The 20898-nt window shown below is 38.4% G+C and carries 21 protein-coding genes; 12 read left to right on the plus strand and 9 right to left on the minus strand.

Features of this window, described 5'->3' with window-relative positions; translation table 11 throughout:
* The first annotated feature begins 120 nt into the window (after nucleotides 1–120).
* Nucleotides 121–1569, plus strand: a complete 1449-nt coding sequence (locus Q0W26_RS07020; RefSeq protein ID WP_298523573.1) for an NAD(P)/FAD-dependent oxidoreductase — start codon at nucleotides 121–123, stop codon at nucleotides 1567–1569.
* A gap of 12 nt (nucleotides 1570–1581) precedes the next feature.
* Nucleotides 1582–1914, plus strand: a complete 333-nt coding sequence (locus tag Q0W26_RS07025) for a hypothetical protein (RefSeq protein ID WP_298523574.1) — start codon at nucleotides 1582–1584, stop codon at nucleotides 1912–1914.
* A 17-nt stretch (nucleotides 1915–1931) separates the two neighbouring features.
* On the opposite strand, the gene Q0W26_RS07030 is transcribed toward Q0W26_RS07025, so the two are convergent.
* From Q0W26_RS07030 to Q0W26_RS07065, 8 genes are all read right to left on the minus strand, one after another.
* Complete coding sequence (locus Q0W26_RS07030; protein WP_298523575.1) at nucleotides 1932–2729, minus strand: TlyA family RNA methyltransferase; 798 nt, start codon at nucleotides 2727–2729, stop codon at nucleotides 1932–1934.
* Between the two features lie 138 nt (nucleotides 2730–2867).
* On the minus strand, nucleotides 2868–3479 hold the full coding sequence (locus tag Q0W26_RS07035; RefSeq protein ID WP_298523576.1) for an ABC transporter ATP-binding protein: 612 nt from the start codon (nucleotides 3477–3479) through the stop codon (nucleotides 2868–2870).
* A complete protein-coding gene (locus tag Q0W26_RS07040; RefSeq protein WP_298523577.1) occupies nucleotides 3469–4416 on the minus strand; it encodes an ABC transporter ATP-binding protein in 948 nt (315 codons plus the stop codon). Before Q0W26_RS07040 ends, Q0W26_RS07035 begins: the two co-directional genes overlap by 11 nt.
* Nucleotides 4417–4431: 15 nt before the next feature.
* Nucleotides 4432–5274: an ABC transporter permease gene (locus Q0W26_RS07045; RefSeq protein ID WP_298523593.1), complete on the minus strand. Its 843-nt coding sequence runs from the start codon at nucleotides 5272–5274 to the stop codon at nucleotides 4432–4434.
* Between the two features lies 1 nt (nucleotide 5275).
* A complete protein-coding gene (locus Q0W26_RS07050) occupies nucleotides 5276–6271 on the minus strand; it encodes an ABC transporter permease (RefSeq protein WP_298523578.1) in 996 nt (331 codons plus the stop codon).
* A gap of 74 nt (nucleotides 6272–6345) precedes the next feature.
* Complete coding sequence (locus Q0W26_RS07055; RefSeq protein ID WP_298523579.1) at nucleotides 6346–7950, minus strand: ABC transporter substrate-binding protein; 1605 nt, start codon at nucleotides 7948–7950, stop codon at nucleotides 6346–6348.
* A gap of 259 nt (nucleotides 7951–8209) precedes the next feature.
* On the minus strand, nucleotides 8210–8524 hold the full coding sequence (locus Q0W26_RS07060) for a hypothetical protein (RefSeq protein WP_298523580.1): 315 nt from the start codon (nucleotides 8522–8524) through the stop codon (nucleotides 8210–8212).
* A gap of 191 nt (nucleotides 8525–8715) precedes the next feature.
* On the minus strand, nucleotides 8716–9675 hold the full coding sequence (locus Q0W26_RS07065) for a PLP-dependent cysteine synthase family protein (RefSeq protein WP_298523581.1): 960 nt from the start codon (nucleotides 9673–9675) through the stop codon (nucleotides 8716–8718).
* 120 nt (nucleotides 9676–9795) lie between these two features.
* Between Q0W26_RS07065 and Q0W26_RS07070 the strand changes: the two genes are divergently transcribed.
* From Q0W26_RS07070 to surE, 10 genes are all read left to right on the plus strand, one after another.
* Nucleotides 9796–10782, plus strand: a complete 987-nt coding sequence (locus Q0W26_RS07070) for an SAP domain-containing protein (RefSeq protein WP_298523582.1) — start codon at nucleotides 9796–9798, stop codon at nucleotides 10780–10782.
* 22 nt (nucleotides 10783–10804) lie between these two features.
* Nucleotides 10805–11530: a hypothetical protein gene (locus Q0W26_RS07075; RefSeq protein WP_298523583.1), complete on the plus strand. Its 726-nt coding sequence runs from the start codon at nucleotides 10805–10807 to the stop codon at nucleotides 11528–11530.
* Between the two features lie 4 nt (nucleotides 11531–11534).
* Nucleotides 11535–12194: a class I SAM-dependent methyltransferase gene (locus Q0W26_RS07080; protein WP_298523584.1), complete on the plus strand. Its 660-nt coding sequence runs from the start codon at nucleotides 11535–11537 to the stop codon at nucleotides 12192–12194.
* 111 nt (nucleotides 12195–12305) lie between these two features.
* The gene (locus Q0W26_RS07085; RefSeq protein ID WP_298523585.1) at nucleotides 12306–13043 is read left to right on the plus strand and encodes a hypothetical protein; all 738 of its coding nucleotides are present in this window, start codon (nucleotides 12306–12308) and stop codon (nucleotides 13041–13043) included.
* Nucleotides 13044–13118: 75 nt separating this feature from the next.
* Complete coding sequence (locus Q0W26_RS07090) at nucleotides 13119–13745, plus strand: TetR/AcrR family transcriptional regulator (protein WP_298523586.1); 627 nt, start codon at nucleotides 13119–13121, stop codon at nucleotides 13743–13745.
* Nucleotides 13746–14843 carry a radical SAM protein gene (locus Q0W26_RS07095; RefSeq protein ID WP_298523587.1) on the plus strand — a complete coding sequence of 366 codons (1098 nt, stop codon included), beginning with the start codon at nucleotides 13746–13748 and terminating at the stop codon, nucleotides 14841–14843.
* Nucleotides 14844–15866: a DUF116 domain-containing protein gene (locus tag Q0W26_RS07100; protein WP_298523588.1), complete on the plus strand. Its 1023-nt coding sequence runs from the start codon at nucleotides 14844–14846 to the stop codon at nucleotides 15864–15866.
* Between the two features lie 326 nt (nucleotides 15867–16192).
* Nucleotides 16193–17038 (plus strand): pyridoxamine kinase, encoded by an 846-nt coding sequence (locus Q0W26_RS07105; protein WP_298523589.1) that lies wholly within the window; start codon nucleotides 16193–16195, stop codon nucleotides 17036–17038.
* Between the two features lie 11 nt (nucleotides 17039–17049).
* Nucleotides 17050–17754: a type II CAAX prenyl endopeptidase Rce1 family protein gene (locus tag Q0W26_RS07110; protein WP_298523590.1), complete on the plus strand. Its 705-nt coding sequence runs from the start codon at nucleotides 17050–17052 to the stop codon at nucleotides 17752–17754.
* Between the two features lie 74 nt (nucleotides 17755–17828).
* Nucleotides 17829–18650 (plus strand): 5'/3'-nucleotidase SurE, encoded by an 822-nt coding sequence (gene surE, locus Q0W26_RS07115; protein WP_298523591.1) that lies wholly within the window; start codon nucleotides 17829–17831, stop codon nucleotides 18648–18650.
* Between the two features lie 241 nt (nucleotides 18651–18891).
* Here the strand turns inward: surE and Q0W26_RS07120 are convergent.
* On the minus strand, nucleotides 18892–20898 hold a 2007-nt coding region (locus tag Q0W26_RS07120), incomplete at its 5' end, for a hypothetical protein (RefSeq protein WP_298523592.1).

The following is a 20898-nucleotide window of genomic DNA, read 5'->3' on the forward strand; positions in this document are numbered from 1 at the left end:
CACGTACGGTTCCAAAGAGGGTGCGGACGAGTAATCGTCCAATCCTATCTAACTAGATTAATTATTTCATCAAATACTATTAAATACAATATTAAACAAATCTAAACTAAGTGATTAATTATGGATTATGATGTGATTTATATTGGAAGCGGAAATTCCGCCTGGCAGGGAGGAAGATTCCTAAGAAAGGCAGGACTCAAAATACTCATTGTTGAGGAAAGCCTTTACGGAGGGGTCTGCGCAAACCGAGGATGCAACTCAAAGGCACTTCTTGATGCTCCCTACGAGATCAAGGCATTGGCCGATAACTTCGAAGGAGTCGGCAAAAAGGGAGACTTTGAAGTCGACTGGCCTGCACTGATGAAGTACAAACAGAAAAGAATTGCTGGAATGTCAATATTTCTCGACGGCAAGTTCGACGAATACGATTTGGATGTTGCCCACGGCAAAGGGGTAATCGTTGACGAGCACACTGTGAAAGTCGGCGAAAAGACATTCACAACAGATAAGATTGTAATCTGCACAGGACTGAAACCTGTCATTCCAGACATCAAAGGAAAGGAATATCTCCATGACAGCACAGACTTTTTAGACATTGCAGAGCTTCCAAAGCACGCAATAATCATAGGTGCAGGGTTTGTAGGAATGGAATTCGCTTCAATACTTGCGGAAGCCGGACTTACTGCCGATGTAATCATAAGGGGAAACATGGCATTGAAGTACTTCCACCAGCCATATGTCCAGAACGTAATAGAAATATTAACAGAAAAGGGCATCAACTTCCATTTTAATCAGACAGTAGCAGAAATCACATCTGATGTTGAAATCGAAAACCCTGAAGAGAAAGTCCTTAATGTGGTTCAGGGAATGAATGCCGATGAGGATTTAAGAGACCCTGAAGCAAAAGTAGACAACAGGGCATATGAAAATGCATTCACAGTCAGATGTGAAAGCGGACTGGAATTGACCGGTGACTATGTGATAGCTGCAATGGGAAGAACAGCAAACGTCGATGGCATTGGCCTTGAAAACGTTGGCTTGACCTACACACAAGCCGGAATAAAGGTCAACGGACACCTGCAGACCGACGTGCCCAACATATATGCTTCAGGTGATGTTGCAGATACTGGAATCGCAAAGCTAGTGACAGTTGCAATACACCACTCCAAATATCTTGCAAAGGAGATACTGGGCGAAGCAGATGAGATTAAGTATCCTGTAGTTCCTGCAGTAGCATATACAATTCCAAGGATTGCAACAGTCGGAGTTCCTGCATATGTCGGTGAGAAAAACGATGAATATGATGTTCACACAATCAGATACGGAAGGTCATACTCACTTGAGCTTAAAAATGACCTGACAGCTGAGGCAAAGGTAATTGTCGATAAGTCCCTGCAGATTGTAGGTGCAGAGATATATGCTGCCGATGCTGAAAACGTGGCAAACATGTTTGCATTCATCATTAACCAGAAAATAACACTTGAAGAGCTTGACGAGATGATTTACGCATTCCCTTCAAGCAGTTCAGTATGTCTGTACAAATTGCACAAGATACATTATAAATTCTAATGGGTGATACTTATGAGCGATAATCAACTTACTTATGCGGACGTTAAGGAATATGAAAAGATGTTCACGTTAACTCCTCCGTTTCTGCTTGAAAGATTTGCTAAAAAGAAAACCAATCTTGTTTCAAAGTTCGAATCCAAGGTCGAAAGCTTTTTAGGAAAGATGGATGATGGCAAGAAAAGGAAATTGGATCTTGTTTTAAACAGCGACATCGATGACCTTCAGGCAATCATGGCCGAGGCATACGATAAAAGCGGCAAAAAACAATATAAGATTTTGGCAAATCCAAAATATAAGGAATTCATTGAATTGAACATGAATGAAGTCAGAAAAATGATTGAATAATCGTTTTTCCTTTTTTTTTAATTTTTAGATTGGCATTCGAATGCCTTGTTTACAGTATCCTCAACATTGATGTTTGATGGTTCGCCATTTCTTTTGAAATGGCCGAGATATTCTATGTTTCCGTTTTTTCCATGTATCTTTGAGACGTCCAAATCGACAATGTGGTAATCTTTTTCTCTGAAATAGTCAATTACATCAAAAATGACGTCCTTATGGACTTCCATATCGAGGATTATTCCCTTATACTTCTTGGCAATCTCCATTCCGCACTCGAATTGGGGTTTTATTAGAAATACAAGTTCGAAATTCTCATCTTCCAACGCTATCCTGTCAATGATGTGCTTTAGGGATATGAATGAAACATCAGAAACGATAATGTCAATGTCAGTAAACAGTTCGCTCGGCGCATCCTTGAAATTCAGTTGTTCATAGAGCTCAACCCTTTCATCGTTTCTTAAGGAGTCTGCCATCAAGTCAGTTCCCACATCAATTGAAACAACTCTTTCAGCACCATGCTGAAGGCTGCAGTCGGTGAACCCTCCTGTTGATGAGCCTATGTCCATGACATTTTTGCCTTTAAGGTCAATGCCGAATGATTCTATTGCACCTTCAAGCTTCAATCCTGCTCTTGATACATATCTTAATGAATCTTTATCGATTATTTCTATCCTGTCTTTACTTCCAACATTGTAGCTGCATTTGGTGATGATTTTCTCATTTACCTTGACGTTTCCTGACTTGATCAGTTCCTTTGACTTGTTTCTTGAGCTGGTGTAATTGTTGGTTACCAGATACTTGTCCAATCTCTCTTTCATTTCAACACCATATTCTTTAACAAAACTTAATTTTTGAAAATGATTTAAATAAAGAATAATTCTCTTATATTTTAATATCTGTCAAAAAAACATATAAAGTTATGATATTTAATCAAAAAAAGAAAAAAAGAGTATATTTCAAAGCTTGTTGATGTCCTTGAAGTACAGAATGTCATCGCAGACTACTTCAAGCAGTTCAGGGTCATGGCTTACCGCCAATATGCCTATATTGTTTGCTCTACAGTGCTTGATTAGTGCTTCCCAGATTTGCACCTGTGTTACTGCATCAAGCATTGTGGAAATTTCGTCTGCTATAATGAATTTTGTTTTAGGATTTAAAGCTCTCAATATACTGAAACGTTGAAGTTCTCCACCGGAAAGTTCGCTTGGCCAGCGTGTAAGCCAATTGTCCTTAAGACCAAATGTATCCTTCAAATCCTGAGTAGGAGTCCATGATTCGTTCAATACCTTTTCCATTTTCCATTTAGGGTTCATGGTCTTTTCAGGATGTTGGAAAATCAATTGAACAGGATAGTAATCCTTATCGGGAATTTTGTTGCCGTCTATAGTGACATTTCCGGAATAATGGCTGATAAAACCCGCCATAATTTTGCATAATGTGCTTTTACCACTGCCGCTGTCTCCGATTAAACCGATAATTTTATCGCTGGGAAGTGTTAATGAAACGTCTTTTAATATCTGCCTTTTCTTGTTGTATGCAAATGTAATATTTTCAGCTTTAAGATTCATCATTTCCCTCCTTAAAATTAAAGCATCTAATCATAATGCCGTCATGTTCTTCCAGCTTAGGGATGTTGTTTTCACATTTGTCCAGACGTATAGGGCAGTTTTCATAATATGGGCATCCATGAACTTCCTCTAATGGCTGAACGCCTTCTTTCAGTTTGAAGCCGTTTCTAGGAAGTGCATCAATTAATGCTTTTGTATATGGATGCAATAGGTTGTCGGCATTTTTGAAGTTTTCAACATGGTTGATTTCAATAACGTAACCTGAATAGAATATCGCAACCCTATCGGCGGTTTTTAATGCTACATCAATCTCGTGTGTAATAAGCAAAACTCCTTTTCCATGATTTTTCAGATTTCTGATGTCCTCGATTGTCTCTTCAACGCTTTTTGCATCAAGACCGGGTGTCGGTTCATCAGCAATCAGCAGGTCCGGATCGCCAATCAAGGCGGTGGACAGCAATACCTTTCTTGCCATTCCTCCAGACAGCTCAAAAGGATACAGGTCATCCACGCTTTCATCCAACCCATATCTTTCGAATATTTCCCTTTGTCTTTTTTGCTTTTCGTCGTGTTCGTTTTCGTCTTTGCATTCGCCAATTGCCTGTTCGCCCACTTTCATCAGGGGGTCGAGGAAATTAACTGACTGCGGTATCAGACAGATTTCCTTGCCCCTTAACTTTTCCTTCAGTTCCTGGTCAAGGACATTTCCCTTGTATTTAAGTTCGCCGGTTACATTAGCATTATAAGGCAAAATCCCCAATATGGAATGGGCTAGAAGACTTTTACCTGAACCGCTTGAACCCAATACCGCTACGATTTCGCTTTCATTGATGTCAATTGTCAAATCTGATATTACCTTGGAATCATGTCTGTTTAATCCTTGAACATACTGTGTAAAGGATATTGATAAATTGTTCACGTCTAATAAATTTGCCATAATATCACCAAAATCCTAGTTATTTGCCTGTGAAGGATCAAATAATCTTTTTAAGTTTTCTCCAATAATATCAAACAGCAATACGACTATCAATAATGCCAATCCTGGGAAGAATGCCAACCACCATGCGCCCATTGCAAGATAGGACATTGATTCGGATAGGATAATACCGATTGCCGGTTCGTGAGGTGAGAGGCCGAATCCTAGGAAGGTAACGCTTGATTCGTGCATGATTGCATGAGGGAATACCAGCAATGTTCCTACAAATATCTGGGACAGTACCAAAGGCAATATGTGATTTTTGGCAATCCATAACTTGCTTTTTCCGAATCTTCTGGATAAGTTCACATATTCGGATGTGTTAATCTGCAGCACTTCCGCCCTAAGCACCCTTGTAAGGTTTACCCAGTGGGAAAATGCCACTGCCATTATTACTCCGAATGCCCCTTTACCTAATGCGATGGATATCATCATAATCAGCAGGATATGAGGTATTGATGCAAACAGGTCAATTAACCATGATACGAATTCATCGTATGCTTTGTTTACGCTTGCTAAAAATGCCAGAAGGGTAGCTATTATGCTTGAAATTACGGAAGCTCCTATACCAATCATGATACTTAAGCTTAAACCCTTAATTGTTCTTATGAACATGTCCCTTCCCATCCAATCTGTACCGAAAGGATGTGAAAATGAAGGAGCCTGCATTTTTATGGTAAAGTCTGTAGGAAGATTTGCATCGATTAATGTTCCGCAAATGAAGATAACTAACAGCACGCATCCTGTAAGTGCAATTGTCAAAAGTGTCTTCTGCCTCAAGTTCAGGCTGGAGAACAGGCCTCTATTGTACCATGGCATTTCACTCATCGTCCTCACTCCTTATTCTTGGGTCTACATATTCATAGATTATATCGGCAATAAGGTTTCCTGCAAATACGAATATTGCGGATATGATTACAATTCCCAGCAGTAAAGGAACGTCTGACCTTAATCCTGCAGCTACTGTAGCCTGACCGATTCCAGGGTATGCGAATACCTGTTCTACAAGGATTGTTCCTCCAAAGAGTTCATTGAATGACATGAACTGGATTGTGATTGCTGGAAGCAAAATGTTTCTGATTCCGTGATTTTTTATTATTCCCCAAAAACTTTCGCCTCTTGCTTGAGCGAATAAGAAATAATCACTTTTCTTAACACTAATAAGTTTGTCTCTTGTATACATTGTTAGAGAAGCTATTCCAACAATACTTAATGTTACTGCAGGCAGTATCAGCCGGTACAGCCACTGCCAGAATGTAACTGTATCTGACAATTGTCCAATCGGAACAGACAGTCCGATAGGGAACCACCCTAGATAAACTGAAAAAACCATCAGGAGAACTAATCCTATCCAAAATGTTGGTGTTGACTGCAAGATGTAGCAATAGGTTTTAATTGCCTTATCAATTAAAGTTCCTTCCTTTGCACCGGCTATTACACCTAGTCCAAATCCTACAACTGCAGATATTACCCAGGAAACTGCCATAAGTGTAAATGATGCGGTGAATTTTTGAAGTATTACTTCAGTTACAGGCACCCTGTAGATTAATGAAAATCCCATGCTTCCGGTTGCCAGTGTCTGAAGCCATCCCATTACTCTTTCACCTAAAGACAGGTTTGTTCCCCAATATTCTCCTATGATTGCCATCTGTTCTTGGCTGACAATTCTTTGTCCAAGATAGGCTTTTACAGGGTCGATTGGAGATAACTGTATCATGATGAAACTGATTGCGGCAATAACAATTAATAAAATTAGTAATCTAATAGCTTTGTATCCAAAAAATTTAGCTAATTTCTTATTGTTAATTTTAATCATCTCGTATAAATTTCGTTGAAAAAAAAGGAAAAAAGAATGATTTATATGGATAAATCATCTTTTTTTTAGTTTATTTAATCTGAGGTTTCGTTTAAACGTGTCCAATCGTATATGTTACCCCAGATGTCTCCACCGTGAGGGTAGATGAGGTGAGTACTATTGGATATGTTTAAGTTATCGCTTACGAAGTAGGTGTAGTCCATTGTTCCAATCCAAATGTAAGGATAGTTAGCGTTTGCTGCTTGGGATACGCCGGACCATGAACTGTATGATGAGTTAAGGTCTTCACCCATTGCAGCATCAATGCCGGAATCTACAGCAGAATCGTTGAGCATTTGTACATTGTCATATCCTACACCAGCTACTCTTGAGTCGTATTGGTGTTCAAGTGAATATGGATCTGCTGAACCCCAACCCCATACAACTGATTGACTGTGTATGTTAGGGTCGATTTCATCCCAGGTTGCACCTACTGGATCAATTTGAATACCTAATTCTTTAGCTTGTTCAGCAAGAGTTACAGCAATTGCTTGTCTTTCGGTTGCTGATGCTTTGTAGTATACGGTAAATGCTGCTTTGGTGCCGTTGTTTTCTCTGATTCCGTCACCATCGGTGTCTTTCCAACCTGCATCTTCAAGCATTTGTTTAGCTTCATCGACTTTACCGTCTTCAAAGGTTGGGTCAAATGACCATGGTAATTGGTTTGCTACACCGTTGTATGATGCGTTTCCGAATCCGTTTAATGCACCTTCGATTAATTGACTCCTATTAATACCAATGTTTAAAGCTTCCCTAACTGCAGGGTCACCAGTTACATTGTTACCGATGGTGTAATTGTCATCTGCAACTTTTCCTTCATCCATTTGAACAGGTAATGAAACACCACGTACATCAATGGAATCGAAGTATTCCAAGTGGTAGCCGTCAACGGTTTCGTTTGCATAGGATACTGCTACTTCAGCAATGTCCACGTCACCGTTTTTGACTGCTGCAAATGCTGCGTCAGAGTCAAGGAATAGGTTGGTTATTTTTTCGAAGTATGGTTCTTTTCCATAGTAGTCAGGGTTTTTCTCAAGGATGAACTGTTGTCCTTTATCCCATTGAGCTAATTTATAAGGTCCGGAACCGATTGGGTTTTGTCCGTATGATTCTTCATTATAACCTGCTTCTGGAACAATACCGACATCAGTCAATTTGTTGATGAATGTTGAATCGGATTTGTTAAGAGTGAATACTACTTTATCACCATCCGCTTTAGCATCATTCATGTTACTTAAATCTGCACCTTCTCCTAATTCTTTAGCTTTGTTGTAGGAGAATGCTACATCTTTAGCAGTTAATGTTGTATTGTCTGTGAATTTAACATCGTCACGAATGGTTACTGTGTATGTTTTCAAGTCGTCTGATATTGTATAATTTGTTGCCAAATCATTCACGAAATTGTTGTCTTTGTCTCTTTTTAAGATTGTACTTTGTATTAGAGGGTCAGTTCCGGAATCGTGATATCCCCAACCATGCATTGGGTCAAAACCATATTCCGGCTCTTCACCGTGAGCAGCAACACAGGTCACTAATTCATTAGCAGCATGTTCTGTGCTTCCGCCACCTAAAGCAATTGCAGCTATAGCAACTATTGCAATAACGGCAACCACTGCACCGATAATATATTTTGTGTCCATTTTTTTTCCTCATTAAAAATTTTTTTATTATTAACTCAAAAGTAATATCCACTTAGTATTACTTTTTTTTATAAATTTCAGATTGCAGTAATACTTTTTTTAATAATGATATTACAATAAATACTATAAGTTTAGGAGTATATAAATATTGCCAATATATTTTTATTATTTAGCTAATATTATTGACATTTAAAATAGAAAATTAGAAAAGCAAGCAAATTATGAGAAAATTTTGAACAAAAAAGAAAAAGAATAATAATTAAAAAGGACTCATATTTAAGAGAATATCGAGCTCGTTGTCATCTTTTAGAAGAGTAACCATGTTCTCATTAACATTAAAAGACAATACCTTATCGTTAAGGCTTTTGAATCCATATTCCTCAATTAATGCATGATACAAATCATATATTGTGCATTCAATAGTGTCAGTGTACGGATTCAATCTAATTGATTTCTCCCTGGCTTCCTGACAGATTTTGTCGAATTCTTCCATTGAATACTTTTTCTCATGAAAAACCGGAAGAAGCATGCTGTCCTCATAGTTCCAATGCGTTAGGATATAACAATACATCATATTATCATCAAATCCCATTATATCCATTATCCTTTATCAATTAATCTATTCTATTCAAATAGGTAGTGATAAATACTATGTTTCTCTCAGAACAATTTTACAGCCTCGCAGCAATTTTACGAAGTCAGAGCAATTTGATTAAGAAATTAAGAAAAACAATTAAATAAAAAAAGTAGTTAAAAATAAAAAAATTAAATCACTTCAAAGCCAAGGAGCTTGATTCTGTTTGAAAGAAGTTTAGGATCTTCATCAATCTCTTCGGACAATTTTGTAGTGATGTATTTCTTGTTGTCATCGGCAAATACGGTGGCGATCTTCAAGTCGTCACTGTCTACCAATACGCTTGCAAGGAAGTTTGCTCCGCTTGAAATGCCTATTCCAAGGCCGAATTCCTTGGCTATTCTTTTTGCCATGTTGATTGCATCGCAGTCATGAATCAGGACTATGTCATCGATTAGGTCCTCATCGACAATTCCCGGAATGAAGTCATCTCCTATTCCTTCAATCAGATGGCTTCCCTCTTCCATTCCCATTTTAAGGATTGATAATGTGGAAGGTTCAAGAGCTATTATTTTGGAATCCGGATTGTTTTCCTTAAGCTTTTTTCCGATTCCCATTAATGTTCCACCTGTTCCGATGCCTGAAACGAATGCGTTTACATCCGGAATCGCATCAAGGATTTCCTGACCTGTTGTTTTGTATTGTGCTTCGACGTTGAATGGATTGTCAAATTGGAGGGGTCTGTATGCGCCGGTTTTGTTTGCGAATTCTTCGGCAAGCTCAAGTGCCCTTTTGAATCCCCCTTCCTCTTTTGATACGAGATGGACATGCGCCCCATACATTTCTATGAGCTTTCTTCTCTCAAGAGACACCCAATCAGGCATGAATATGTGGACGTCATGACCGAAAAGTGCACCTATGGCGCTGAAAGCAATTCCTGTATTTCCGCTTGTAACCTCAACAATGGATTGTCCTTCAGCAAGGTTGCCGTTTTCCCTTTCCTTTTGGATAATGTATAATGCAATTCTGTCTTTTATGCTTCCGGAATAGTTGTAGTATTCAAGTTTCGTATATATGCTGCCTTCCTTTCCTTCAAACTCATAGTCGATTTTTATCATTGGGGTATTTCCAACTAAGTTTCCAAAATTCATAACATTCCATCCAATAAATGATATAACATTATTATATTTGTGACTTCAATCGTAATATACTTTTTTGAAAAATTTTCATTAACTATAAAAATTATAATCTATAAAGTAATATTGATTAAGATGGATTTTAATATTGATTTATCGCAAAAACTTTCCCTGAAATACCCGAATAGGGTGCCTAAAGACTATGACGTTTCAGAGATTCAGTATACATTTGACTTCATTTACATGGTTTTGAAGAATGATGCAGGCATTGAAGAGGCCTTGAAAAGTGTTAGCTATAAATACAATTTATCGGAAGTCCATTTTAAAAAATATCTCATTGAAAACAAATATGTCTTAACCAAGGGCAATGCAAATGACGCTTCAGTTGAGCTCAAGAGATACAATACGAAATCCCTCAAAAAGATGCTTAAGAAAAACGGGCTTAAGGCATCAGGAAAAAGACAGCAGATTGAGAAAAGGATCATTGAAAGCGGACTTCTTGGAAGCGAAGAGTATCTCTCTTCAAAGTCCAAAATCTTCTATAAAAACAAAAAGAGAAGAATCCGCATTTTTGAGCAATTGCTGTATAAGTATTATTATTTCAATGAATTCAATGAGTTTTATATGGACAATTTCAGAAAGAAAGAGGAAAAGATTCCAATTGCTTTTATAAACAGGCACATCGATAAGGCCACAGAAGATGAGGACCACTACATGTTTGCTGTAAACAGCCAGGTGATGGTTGAGCATTTCTATGAAAGGGGCAACTTCAAAGGCATGATGGAGCATGTGCTTAAGATTTTATGCATCAACCTGAATCCCGTGTGGAAAACTGACGATTTGAAAAACCATGGTGGAATTCCTATTGAGACATACAACAACCTATTGTTATTGAAAGGCAGGCTGGGCAAAAACAGGATAATTTCAGCATATTTTGTCGTTTGGGATTCATTCAACTTCGAAAAGATAATAGTTTCAAAGTATGCGGGATACAGATGCCTTAAGGACCTGCTGAATTATAAGGACTACAATAAAATCAACGATGAATTATACACCAAATATTATTCAAACGATGATTTGAAAATCAAGAAAATCACCCAGAAAACATTATTTGACTTTTAACTAGGAAAGGATTTATGATAAAATGATTAAAAAGAGATATCTTGCTATTTTACTGATTATACTTATTGTTGCGGTTTATGGCTTTGTCACAATCAACCAGAGTGCACATGAGCCACAGACAACCGTGAATGAAACTCAGACAACAACCCATGAATTTCTTGGAAATGATTCCACCGGCTCTGTTGAGGTCATAAGAAATGTCGGAAATCCCAACGGTGAAAGGGTAGCTTATGTCGTTGGTGTTCATCCTCTTGAAAACGACACCCACAAAACACTGCTGAACCTTCTTCAGCAACAGGCAAACCTGAACTGCTGCTATGATATCTACATAATCAATGTTGATTTGGATTTCAGCCAATACGGCCAGCTCTATCCTGATGATGAGCCTGGAAGGGCTGAAGGACAGGACCTTGCATATAAGTATGTCTATCCGGCAATCGTCAACGGCTCATACAAATTCGCTGTAGACGTTCACGCCCATGGAGGGGCATATCCCTATGACACATTCGTGTTTTGTCCTGTAGACGGAGGTACAGGTGAAAGCTACGGAAGAAATGTCTCCGAGAGCACACAAAACGTATCATATTACAATCCATATCAGACAACAAGCGGCCCTTACCTTACAATTCCTTTAAACGAGAATGGAATTCCGGCAATTTACTTTGAAGAGAACAGCTTTTATTCTCAGGACATCAAGGATTCCCATATGATGGAGCTTATCCGTGGCGTCGACAATCTGAAGTTATGATAACATGAGCGATGAGAGATACATTGATGACGAACTGCTTTTGAATGCACGCAGACCTGAAGGGGACCTTGGAAATGACTTGATTGACAACATGAACGTCAATCATGAAGGCCTTGCCAGATGGAGCCTAAGCCATCTGGACATATCAGATAATGATTCTATTCTTGATGTCGGCTGCGGCGGCGGAGTAAATGTGGAAAGGTTTCTTGAGATGACTGACGCTTTAGTCGTTGGCCTTGATTATGCAGAGCTTTCCGTTGAAAGATCCTCTGAGCTGAACAGTTCTGCAATCGATGATGGGAGATGTGAAATCATTCAGGGTTCTGTTTCAGACCTTCCTTTCAATGACGCCACATTTGATATCGTCACAGCCTTTGAAACTGTTTATTTCTGGCCTGATTTTGTAAACGATTTAATTGAAATCAGAAGGGTTTTAAAGGACAAAGGTAAAATATTCATAGCAAATGAAGCACTTCCAAATGAATCCGATGAACGCCAAAGGCATATCGTAGAGCTTCTTGAGATGAGAATATATTCGCAGGATGAATTGGAGGATTCACTAGCGAAAGCGGGTTTTGGTGAAATTGAATGTTATGTAAAAGAGTCCAAGGATTCCTTTACAGGTGATGATGCAGACTGGATTTGTGCAATTGCAAAAAAATAACTAGTTTTTAATATCAATAATAACAAATATGCAATTAGGTGCTTAGAATTGCAAATAGATTATATACATATTGGCAGATTATTAATTGAAATTATAGTATTTATAGTTTTCATGTTGATCTTTAGTGTTATTTTGGATAAGATTCGCCAAAGCAACAACAGGCTATTGAATCCGAAAGAATATTTCCCTGAAGAGGAGATTCATTCCTTAAGGCAGATTTCCATTCTGATACTGATGGGAATGTTTTTCATTAACATTCTGTATTCTGTAGTTTTCATTAACGGAGATCTGTTCTATTTTGCCATATATGATATTATTCTTTCACTTTATGTTGCATCCAAACTTGACAAAAGCAGCATCAAAAACAAGATCTTATTAATATTGCTCGTTCCTTACGGGTCACTGACATTCCTGATTTTTGGAAACAGTCTTGTTGGACTGCTTGATTTGATTCACATCCCTGTATTCATTTACTTCATCAAAGTGTATTATGACAAGTTCAGGGAGTACACTTCATCAAACGGTCTTGGAATCACAATATTATTGCTGTTTACATTAGTATTCATCAGTTTCTTTTTAACCCAACTTTTTGAAGGGGTAAGCCCTTTGGATTCTCTTGTGATGGTATCAAATTCATTCACCAGTAATGGATATGCCGTTTTAGGAAATTCTGTGGGCGGTAAAATTGATTCGATATTTCTGGTTTGGGGAGGATATCTCCTTTCCGGTGTGGGTACGGCCACATTGGCAGCCGGAATTCTTATAAACCACTACAGGTCCAAGCTTAAGGAAATCAACGATAAGCTTGACAGGCTAGAAGAGCTTATTAGAGAAAAGGAAGACCAATAACATTTTTTATTTTTTTCGTTAATTTTATATATGATTGTTTAAATAATATTACCTAACGAACGGTAGGTAGGTATTATGAACACTAAAGAAAAAATATTCAATGTATCCCTAGATCTCTTTTCAAAAAAGGGATATGATTCAGTTTCACTTAGAGAGATTGCCGATGAAGTGGGAATCAAAAAAAGCTCAATATACAGTCATTACTCATCAAAAGAAGCTATTCTTATGGACATATTCGAATACTTCATGGACCTTTTCAAATACGATGAACTGCTCAACAGCAAGGATTTGTTGTTGGATGCTGACAATGAGATTCTGCTTGAAAACCCTGAACTGTTCTACCATATGGGCTCAGAGGCAATCAAGACCATGCTTTCAGAAGAAATCAACCTCAAGATATGGAAACTCATATTCATCCAGGTGCATCATAATGAAACAATAAGGCTGTTTTTCCAAAATGAGATACTTGTAAAGCCATTATTGTTCTGGAACAATTTCTTTACAATACTTAAGGACAAGGGAATCATCAGAAGCGACTGCAATCCTAAATTATTGGCAAAGGAATACTACAGCTTTCCGATATATCTGCTGTTGGAAATGTGCGCCAAATACGATGACATTCCACAAAGTTGTCTTGACAATTTCTTTTATGAGGCAGAGGAGCATGCAAAATTCCTTCTTGAATGCGTGAAGGTGAAATAGATGGAGAGCGCTTTCAACATTCAGGATTATCTGGCCGGAGGTGTTGAATCCATCATGAAGGATGCATTCAGGTCAACATTGAAAAACCGAAAGGAAACAATGTTTCTCATGAAGTTTTCAAGGCATGCAAAAAATGCCACAAAAACAAGGCGAAAATACAGTGAAAACGGCCAGAACATTCCTGCATTTTTGATTGCAAGCATTACAAGCAGATGCAACCTTCACTGCAGCGGATGCTATTCACGTGCACATGATGCATGCAATGATTCAGAGCCAATAGACCAGCTTACAGCAGAAGAGTGGGATGATGTTTTCAGCCAGGCAAAGGATTTGGGAATAAGCTTTATAGTTCTTGCCGGCGGCGAACCTATGCTCAGGCGTGACGTAATATTAAAAGCAAGCGATTATCCGGAAATCCTATTCCCGATATTTACCAATGGAACCCTGTTGGCAGATGATGATTTGAAGTTATTTGACGAAAACAGAAATCTCGTGCCGATATTTTCCATTGAAGGAGATGAAGAGGTAACAGATTCAAGAAGAGGCGACGGCGTATACTCAAAACTCGTCAGTTCAATGGATGAAATGAGAAAACACAACATAATCTTCGGAACTTCAATAACATTTACAAAATGGAATCTGGAAGAAATCCTTTCAAATGACTTCATCGACCATTTGCATGATATGGGATGCAAGGTAATATTTTTCATAGAATACGTTCCTGTGAATAATGAAAATGCAGATCTTGCACCAACTGACCGTGAGAGGGACATTCTTTTTGAGAAAATCAACACTCTAAGAAAAGAATATGATGAAATGCTTTTCATGTCATTTCCGGGCGATGAGAAGACATCAGAAGGATGCCTTGCTGCAGGCCGTGGATTTTTCCACATCAACTCACATGGAGGGGCTGAACCGTGCCCTGCATCACCCTATTCAAACATCAACGTGAAGGACACATCATTGATTGATGTTCTTGAGTCAAAATTCTTCAGGTCACTTAGGGACGAAGGCATTCTTATGGCTGAGCATGAAGGGGGCTGCGTTCTTTTTGAAAACAAGGAAGATGTCGAAAGACTGCTGAATAGGGTGGATTGAATGTTGTTTCCATATGAATTGAATAACAGCTATTATGCAACGGTCAGGGACTTTGGAGATGAATTTCTCGAGTTTTCAAGAAGGTTCGACTTTAGGGATGATGAGGAAGCCCTTGAAGCATTATGCATTGGGGTGTACTGGTATCTCTACGGAACAACAGCCCTTGACCTCAACAGCAACATCCATCAGGTACTGGCAAACCTTTCACAATACAGAAGGGCATTTCCCGAAGACAAACAGTTCATCGATGAGTTAAGAGGAAAGCTTTTGACAAAGTTCCTTTTCAAGCCATTCCAGAAAAACGATGAAAAGTTGACACCTGAAAATCTGGAATTGCTGATTAACTTTTTGGAGGCAACCGGTGATTACGTTGACCAAATTCCACATTTCAGAAACTTCACCTGCAATCTTGAGGACTGCCTGACATTGACAAAATGGTTCTGCAAAAACAGCCACAGATATCTTGGGGAATATACATCAAATTTGAACGAATATCTTGAAAGCAACGCAAACAATCATCTGATGGAGGAAGACGTCATATTCTACCATGGCCATGAGCTCGAGTACCATTTGAACATGCTCGGAGCGGAGATAATGAATAGGATATTCAGGAATGATTTTGAAAAAAGGCCAAGAAAAGCCATTATCCTTCCCGGATGCATGAATGCCAACAGCAAAAAATGCAGGGCAAAAGAGGACCGCCTGGGTGATGTCTGCACGCTCTGCAATCCGAAATGCAATGTTTATAAGATTGTCAAGCAATATCCTGAGCTTGAAGTATACATAGTTTCCCATGAATCGACAGCATTTAAGGGAGCTCGCAGGGAGGACATGGATGAATTGGGCATTATAGGTATCACATGCGTTTTGAATCTTATTTCCGGAGGATGGAAATCATCGAACATGTCAATTCCTCCTCAATGCGTTCTGCTGGAGCATGTTGCATGCAAAAGCCATTGGCTGGATGAGGACATTTACGGCAGCATTGACATGGATGCGCTCAAATCAAAAATCAGGATTTGACATTACCGCAAAGCATTTCCAAAACCCACTCCAAATAGAGGTTTCATATACTATAAAGTGTAAAATCTCTATCGTTAATGTCAATATGGGTTTCTCCCAATATAAATGAAATGGCATTAACATCCATCATCTACTGTGCCTTTGTTAATAATTACTGCAAGGAAGTTTTTTAATCGAGAAATCATTACTGAAAAACTATATATAACACGTGATATATATATTTTAAATGGATTGAAATAAGAAAAAATCCAACAAAATTGATGATAAACTATTTAAAAAACAAAAATAATATTTATAATAGAAATTAAAAGATTTAGGTTGAAAAAATGACTGACACTATAAAAATATTAACTATTCAGGATATATCCTGCTATGGCCAGTGCTCAATCACTGTTGCATTGCCTGTCGTATCTGCCTTTGGGATAGAAACTGCTATTCTGCCTTCAGCAGTTCTATCAACTCATACATCAGGTTTTACAGACTTCACAGTCAGGGATTTGACAGAAGATTTACCTGAAATTCGAAAGCATTGGGAAAAGGAAGGCATATATTTCGATGCCATATATACAGGATTCATTGCATCAATAGAACAGCTTGACTACATCAAGGAAATCATAGACTCAAGACTGAAGCCAGGAGGACTTGTATTCGTTGACCCTGCAATGGCAGACCATGGTGAATTCTACAACGGATTTGACCAGGAATTCGCAGACAAGATGGGGGAGCTGTGCAAATTGGGAGATTTCATACTTCCAAACACAACCGAAGCATGTTTCATACTGCACAAGCCTTGGAAAGAGGAATTCAGCCGTGAGGAAATGCTTGACATGGCAAAGGAACTGGCCGAATTTACAAGTAAATATGTAATTCTTAAGGGAGACACCAATGAAAAAGGTAAACTTGGAATGATCGTTTTGGATAAAGAGAATGATTCAATCGATATCGTATACAATGACAAGATTGACTATGTGTCTCACGGAACTGGAGACGTGTTTGCATCCTCTTTCGTTGGTTCAACCATGATTGGAAAGACCCCATCCCAAGCTGCAAAAATTGCAGGCGAATTTACAAAAAGAGCCATTGAAAAAACCGTAGGCGATGAAAACCATGCATATGGGGTTAAATTCGAACAGGTAATTTTAGAGTTGAATGAATTGACCAACACATTCTAAGGTACATTCAAATGAAGTTTTTGGAATTTGACGAAACAAGGGATTTTCCATTCTACAACCATAATCCCCGAATATCAAAAGTGGGATGGTTCATACTGCTGCTGACTGTTCCATTATCTCTCATATTTTACACTATTTTTGGAGGGATATTCAGCTCAGATATTATTGGTGGACTTGCATTTTGTCTTACAATGCTTGTTCCGCTTTTGTATTTTTCAAATTGGGATTACGGGCTGATGTTTAGAAGGCCTACACGCAATGAGATAATCCTTGCAGTATTGATGTTTATAGGATATATGATTTATTCCATTTTAATGGGTTCTTTTCTGGACGTATTAGGCCTTTCAGGTATAGAAAGCAGTGCAGAATCAATGGGAATTACAGTTGAAACCACAATAGGACTTCTGTTTTCCATGATGGGGGAGGAACTGGTTAAGTTCATTCCATTGATGTTCCTGATGCGGCTTGTCTATAAGTTCACAAGCAACCGGAAGCTAACAATAGTAATTCCTGCAGTAATCATCGTGATATGTTTCGGATTGATTCACTATTATCCACCATATCTGACATTAGCTTCAGTACTTGCAATCCAAGGTTTCGGAACAATATTTGAAATGTATGGATACATTAGAACAAAAAACATATTTGTTCCTTATATTTCACACCTGCTGACTGACGCTACAGTATTCATTGTAGTTTTATTGGGATTTTCCTAAATCCCAATTTTTACAAAAACTTATTTTTACTGAAAATTATAAAACATTAATTAAAGACTTTTTTAGGTAATGCTATGAACATTTTAATTTCAAATGATGACGGTGTTTTCGCACCTGGTATTTTGGCTGCAAAACAGGCGGTTGAGGATTTGGCAAATGTCACTGTTGTGGCTCCGGATAAAAACAACAGCAGTGTCGGACGCAGATTGACATTATTCAAGCATTTGAAAATCGAATCATGCAAGCTTGATGACGGAAGTCCTGCACATTCCGTTTCAGGAAGTCCTGCAGATTCGGTGGTTGTCGGCACAAAGTATGTCATGGATGAAAAGCCGGATCTTGTCATTTGCGGAATCAACCAGGGAGTAAACATCAGCTGCGACATCACATCTTCCGGAACTGTTTGTGCAGCCCTTGAAGCGGTAAGCCTTGGAATTCCTGCAATAGCCGTGTCACTGTTCATGGATCCTAAGACATCCTTCAAACAGGATGAAAACGGAGAATGGTATGTGGACTATGATTTCACATTGACAAAGAAGGTTCTCCATGACCTTGTTTTGAAAATAATCGATGACGGTTTTCCCGAAGGAGTTGACCTATTCAATCTTAATGTGCCTTCAAACTATGACTGTGAAGATGTTAAGATCACTCATCTCTCACACAAGATGCTTGAAAAGGATGTAATCGACAATACTCATGAGGAAAAAGCAGAAATATTCAATTATCCTCTTGAAGATGGTCAGTCAAGCGATGGTTTGATTATGATAGTCTCTGATTTGTTCAAGGAATATGAAGAGAGCAGTGACGGACATGCACTTCTCTTTGAAAAGCGACCCAGCCTTACACCACTCAATGTCAACATGACAATCCAGCATCTTAATGACTGGAAATTATGATTCGCTAAAGGCCATTGAATTCTTAATTATATAATTAATTAAATGAAATTGAAAGTCATAACTATTAATTTAATGAATGATATCTCACATTAACGACAGTGATGTTGAAAATCAATTTGTTTTTTAAGATGGAATATATATCACCAATTCCTTTCAAGTTATTTTCACTGATTTAGGAATGGTAATGTGAAAATTTTGAAAAAAAGTAATGTTGGCAATATTGCCATTGGGACAATATTGCTTAAATTAAAGTTATTTTAACCTTTTTGGTTGCAGACTTGAAGTTTGAATTGCCTGCATACTTGTATACTGCATTGTATTTGCCTCTTTTTGTCAGCTTGACCTTGAATGTGGCAACACCTTTTGAATTTGTTTTGACCTTGTAGGTCTTCTTGTTGACTGTCAATTTAACAAGGGCATTCTTAATAGCATTGTTTTTGTTCTTGAGTGTTACAGTCACCTTTTTGGTTTTGGATTTGGCGCTAAATATCTTGGATAATGCAGTAAGTGTAGGGGTTGCCTTATTGATGACGACCTTGGATGTGTAGGTTGAAGGCTTGTAAATCGCATCACCTTTAAGGTCAATGACTGCAGTGTATTTCTTGACGGCAAGATTTATTGAGAGCACTGCCCTGCCGTTCTCATCAGTTGTCCTTTTGTAAATCTTGTTGTTGATAAGGATTGTGATGTTTTGTCCAGCCAAGAATTTACCCCTTTCATCCTTAAGAATAACTGTAAGGCTTTTGGTATTGCCATATATGGCAGTGATGTCATTTGCGCTTAATATGGTTGAAATCTTATCGATACTGACATCTGCACTTGCAGAGGAATCAATAAATACCTTATCTCCAGCAAATGATATTTTTGCAGTGTAATTGCCTGGAAGTGAATCGACAGCCAGTTTGGCCTGACCGTTGGAATCAGTGGTTACTGTATGATTTGCTCCATCAAGGGTAATCAGAATGTCTTTTCCAGCCACTTCATTTCCTTTCCTGTCTTTCAATGTGGCAACAAGATAGGTCAAATCTCCATAAATGAATTGAACGTCATTTGCAGTGAGGCTGGTTGAAACCTTGTCGATTTTGATGTTGGAACTTGTATTTGAAGACACATAAACATTATCTCCGGCAAATGATATTTCAGCCACATAGCTTCCCGGAAGCACGTCAATGGCAAATGCTGCCTGACCGTTGGATGCGGTGGTCACCATGTTTCTGACTCCATCAATAGAAACTGAAATGTCCTTATCGGCCAATGGATTTCCCCTGCCATCCTTTAAAGTCATAATCAAATTGGCAGGATCATCATAAATGAAGCTGATGTCTGTTGAAGTCAAACCGGTTACAATCTTATAGATTGAAATGTCGGAAGAAACGGATGAGGATACATATACGTCATCGCCTGTGTACAATATTTCAGCAAGATAATCTCCCGGAAGTGAATCGACAGCCAAAGTAACCTGACCATTGGCATTTGTAGTGAGCAGGTAATCTTTGCCGTCCAAAGCAATTGAAATGTCCATTCCGGAAACTGCATTTCCTTTACGGTCCTTTAAAGTAACAATCAAATTGGCTTCATCACCGTATATGACGCCGATATTGTTTGCAGTCATGATGGTTTCTATTTTCTCGATTGTGATTTGTGAACCTGCAGTTGATTCCACATACACGTCATCTCCGGCATAGCTTATTTCAGCCAGGTAAATGCCAGGCAATGAATCAATCGGCAATGCGACTTTACCTTCATTGTCGGTTGTTAAAGTGTGGTTTTTACCGTCTAATGTGATTGATACGTTGGTTGATTTCATTGCGTTTCCTTTGCGGTCAGTTAATGTGACAATCAGGTCTGTTGGTTCATCGTAAATGAATCTAACATCTGAAGTTGACAATGATGTTGCAACCTTTTCAATTGATACATTTGAAACGGCTGAAGATGCTACATATACATCATCACCTGCATATGTTATTTCAGCTACATAATTGCTAGGTAATGAATCGATTGGTAATGTGGCCTTACCTTCATTGTCGGTTGTTAAAGTATGGTTTTTGCCGTCCAATGATACCAATACGTTTGTTAATTTCATTGGATTTCCATTTCTGTCATTTAAAATGACGATTAAGTCAACAGGCTCATCGTAGATGTAGCTGACATCAGAAGTAATTAATTCGGTTACCACTTTATCAATAGCAATTCTTGAAACGGCTGATGATTCAACGTAAACTTTGTCTCCTGCGTAGGATATTTCTGC

Origin of the sequence: uncultured Methanobrevibacter sp., from assembly GCF_947169325.1 — an archaeon.
Classification (GTDB): domain Archaea; phylum Methanobacteriota; class Methanobacteria; order Methanobacteriales; family Methanobacteriaceae; genus Methanocatella.